General features: G+C 56.2%; 2 protein-coding genes and 3 pseudogenes. 3 read left to right on the top strand and 2 right to left on the bottom strand.

What is annotated here, in order from left to right; translation table 11 throughout:
* Nucleotides 1–71: 71 nt before the first annotated feature.
* Nucleotides 72–239 (top strand): annotated as a pseudogene (locus ABRP98_RS11605) (IS1249 family transposase); the annotation flags it as partial.
* Nucleotides 240–451: 212 nt separating this feature from the next.
* Complete coding sequence (locus tag ABRP98_RS11600) at nucleotides 452–1342, top strand: cation diffusion facilitator family transporter (RefSeq protein WP_284852650.1); 891 nt, start codon at nucleotides 452–454, stop codon at nucleotides 1340–1342.
* A gap of 12 nt (nucleotides 1343–1354) precedes the next feature.
* On the opposite strand, the pseudogene ABRP98_RS11595 reads toward ABRP98_RS11600, so the two are convergent.
* A pseudogene (locus tag ABRP98_RS11595) lies at nucleotides 1355–2100 on the bottom strand (IS1634 family transposase); the annotation flags it as partial.
* Between the two features lie 36 nt (nucleotides 2101–2136).
* The gene (locus ABRP98_RS11590) at nucleotides 2137–3438 is read right to left on the bottom strand and encodes an IS256 family transposase (protein ID WP_502878804.1); all 1302 of its coding nucleotides are present in this window, start codon (nucleotides 3436–3438) and stop codon (nucleotides 2137–2139) included.
* 106 nt (nucleotides 3439–3544) lie between these two features.
* Here ABRP98_RS11590 and ABRP98_RS11585 point away from each other — a divergent pair.
* Nucleotides 3545–3687: pseudogene (locus ABRP98_RS11585) on the top strand (IS3 family transposase); the annotation flags it as partial.

Here is a 3687-nt window from a genome sequence, read left to right as displayed (position 1 = left end):
AGCACTCACATCAGCTACACTGACCAAAGCAGCATAGCTAACCCCCGACGTGTCCACTTTCCGGGGGTCAGGCCCGGCAGTGCAATTATGGCCAAGATCAACTCGCCAAAGTCAACGATCTTGCCGAAGAAAACCACAACAAAGCCGACCAAGAAACAGGCCGACCAGCCTTCTACGACAACGCTATCCCAACCGAGTACGAACACTCGATAGGAATCAGAAAAGACCCCATGAAGTAACTAACCGTGTACCCGCGCCGCAACACGCCGAACGGACACACATTCTGCTACTTAACCCTACTTTTTGGTTGTTCATGTTTCAGCTTCTCTACACATTCAAAGGACAACTGCACAATGACCTAAAGCAGGCCGACTTGGCCTCAGTGGCTGCGCTTACCGCCATCCATTTGCATTTAATTGTCAATAAGCGTCGACGGGGATAGGCTGAGTGCATGGCACACGAGCACCACGACCACGATCACTCCAGCACGCCGCTGCGCGCACTCTTGATTGCGCTAGGCATTACCGGCACCGTCTTCTTCGCGGAGCTGATCGGCGGCTGGTTGGCGGGTTCGATGGCGCTGATGGCGGATGCGATGCACATGCTTTCCGACGCTGCGGGGTTGATCATCGCGGTGTTAGCGGTGTTGGTTGGGCGCCGACAAGCATCGGCTCAGGCCACGTACGGCTACCGACGAGTGGAGGTGCTTGCTGCACTGGCGAACGCAGTGATGGTGCTGGCGATCTCGGTGTGGATTGTCGTCGAGGCGGTGCGCCGCCTGCAGAGCCCGGCCGAAGTGCAGGGAAAAACGATGCTGATCATCGCGGTGATCGGCCTGGTGGCGAATGCGCTATCGGCGTGGGTTCTGCACCGGCACCGCAAATCCTCGATCAACGTGGAGGGCGCGTTCTTGCACGTGTTAGTGGATATGCTCGGCTCTGTCGCAGTAATCGTGGCCGGCATCGTGGTACTGACCACGGGGTTTGTGGCGGCGGACGTGATCGCCTCCCTAGCGATCGCGGTGATGGTGCTGCCGCGCGCCTGGCAGCTCATGCGGCTTTCGACGAGCGTGCTGCTCGAGCAAGTCCCGGCGGACTTCGACGCCAGTGCGATCGAGCCCGCGCTGCGGCAGGTCGAGGGCGTTGCTGACATCCACGACCTGCACCTGTGGAGCCTGGACGGCGTGAACGTGCTCACGACCGTGCATATCGTGCGCGACGGCACCGTCGGCACCGGCCCGCTGTTGGATGCCGCCCAGCAGGCCCTGCGCGAACACGGTATCGAGCACTCCACCATCCAGATTGAGCACCCAGAGCACGAATCCCACGAGACGGTGTGCTGATTCCCTTCTAACCTAACTTAGGCCAATTTTGTGCGGAAGTTCGCGGCCGGTGATTACTTGGATGGTGGCAGTGAGGTCGGGCGGGAATGGTACGGCGGCGTGAATGGTTTCGCCGCCAACGACGAGTTGAAAGCTGCGGTATTTCTTGAGTGTTCTCACGAGGCGTTTGATGAAGTGACCACTGCGGGTCTCCATCAGGTGGGTCACGGCTAGTGCTGCCATCACAATATTGAGATGTGCTGTGATCGAGTTTTGTTTCCTCGCATAGATTGGGCGTGCTTTCAGGTCTGATTTCGACATCCGATACGACATTTTCAATGTGGAATAGCCTACGGTAATGCCCGATAACCTCCTGGGCGGGAAGAGCGGTCAGGTCGGTTTCATAGCCTTTAATTCCGGCTAGGGCTCGGTGTTTGGCAGCGAGAGCGTAGTTGACCTTCTTGTTCGGGGTGGAAAGATCGAAATAGCGGTTGCGCTTAATGGCGATTTCGCCGTCAACAGCGCGTTTGGCTTTTGCGACTTGCTCTTTGATTCCGCGCAGGCCGCGTCTGGCCCGATCATAGGAGTACTGGAAGTGGGGCACCGTATTCGGGGTTGTGTGTTTGCGCGCATCGCTTGCCGAGGCTTGTGTCCAGATCTGGCCGTGGGCGTAGGCTTCACCAGGGATTTCCCGCCGCCAGGTTTCAATCACCTCAGGCACGGTGGGGTTTCACCGACAAAATGTAGTGCAGACCTGCATCTATCAATGCTTGCTTGTTCGGAGGGTGTCAAGTTGTTTGTGTGTGGGGCTAGGTTTATAGGTATTTGTCGAAGCTGTCGGGGTAGGCCACGGCCATTTGGTTAATGGCTTGTTTCCAGCCGGAAACTCGGGCTCCTTCCATGAGTCTGCCGGCTGTCGCTGAGACTCGTTTGCCTTGCTTTGCCCTCTTTGCGGCTCGTTTGTCTTCGATGTTGCAGATCATCAACCACAGCGTCTTTATCGCTGATTCATCGTTGGTGAACTGCACCCTGTTGCGGGTAGCTTTACGCAGCTCATTGTTGAACGACTCAATGGAGTTCGTCGTATAGATGACCTTTCTGGCTGCTGGCGGGAACTGCAGAAACGGTACGAAACGCGCCCACGCATCACGCCAGACCTTGACTGAGCGGGGATATTTCTCACCCAGCTCGGAGGCTTCAAATTCGTCTAAAGCAACCTGTGCTGTGGGCTCGTCCGTGGCAGTGTAAATCTTTTTCAACGCGGCTGATACGCCCCGGCGATCCCCGTAGGTGACCTGCCGGTTAGCGGCGCGAATCAGGTGCACGATACAGGTTTGCACCATAGAGTTCGGCCAGGTTGCCTCAACTGCCTCTGGCAGGCCTTTCAGCCCGTCACAGCAGACGATAAAGACGTCCTTGACCCCACGGTTAGAAAAGTTGGCGCATACCTGCGCCCAGAATGAAGCGCCTTCTTCCTTGGCAATCCACAATCCTAAAATGTGCTTAATACCGTCGAGATCCACGCCGATTGCCATGTACGCAGATTTGTTGACTACTCGGCCGTCGTCGCGGACTTTAATGCGCAACGCGTCCAGGAAAACCACGGGGTAGAACTCGTCTAGCTGGCGGTTTTGCCAGACCATAACCTCATCGAGCACGGCGTCAGTAACCGCAGAAATCGTCTCATGGGAAATATCGACACGCATCGCCGTTGCCATATGATGCTGGATATCCCTAATTGTCATCCCACCGGCATACAAGCTGACGATCATGTCATCAACATCAGTCAAGCGCCTAGAACCTTTAGGGACCATAGTCGGCAAGAATGTTCCAGCCCGATCCCTCGGGACATCAACGGTCACTGGCCCGTAGTTAGAATCCACGGTCTTTGGATACGACCCGTTGCGGTAATTGTCTGTCCCAGCAGCAGCTTTAGCGCTCCTGTCGCCAGACTCGTAGCCCAGGTGGGCATCCATTTCAGCGTTGAGTCCCCTGGTAATCGAGGCCTGCAACATGCCGCGGACCAAGTCATTGGCATCCGTTGTAGACGTGCCTAGGTCATCAATCAGCTTCGCGATTTCAGGGTTAGCAAGCAGCTTCTTTTCAATCGCATCAATCTTGGCCTTATCAGCTTAGATCTCGTCGTGCCACAGTAGTCATTCTGGTCCATCTCCTTATGCGGGTTAGGTTCCCACACACAAACCATTAGACACTCTCGGATCTGCCCTCGAGTTTGGACTGTCGTCAGACCTGCTCGTCAAAGACTGGGCGCGGAAATGGCGCAAAGACGGCGTTGAAACCGAAATCGAAGGGCAGGCCTAAAGGCTCGGCCGCACCGAAGCGGCTTACAGAAGAAGACAAGCTGC

Origin of the sequence: Corynebacterium sp. KPL2838, assembly GCF_040225455.1 — a bacterium.
In the GTDB taxonomy this organism is placed as follows: domain Bacteria; phylum Actinomycetota; class Actinomycetes; order Mycobacteriales; family Mycobacteriaceae; genus Corynebacterium; species Corynebacterium rhinophilum.
The sequence above is the reverse complement of the archived record's forward strand: the minus strand, read 5'-3'. Positions and strand labels throughout refer to the sequence as shown.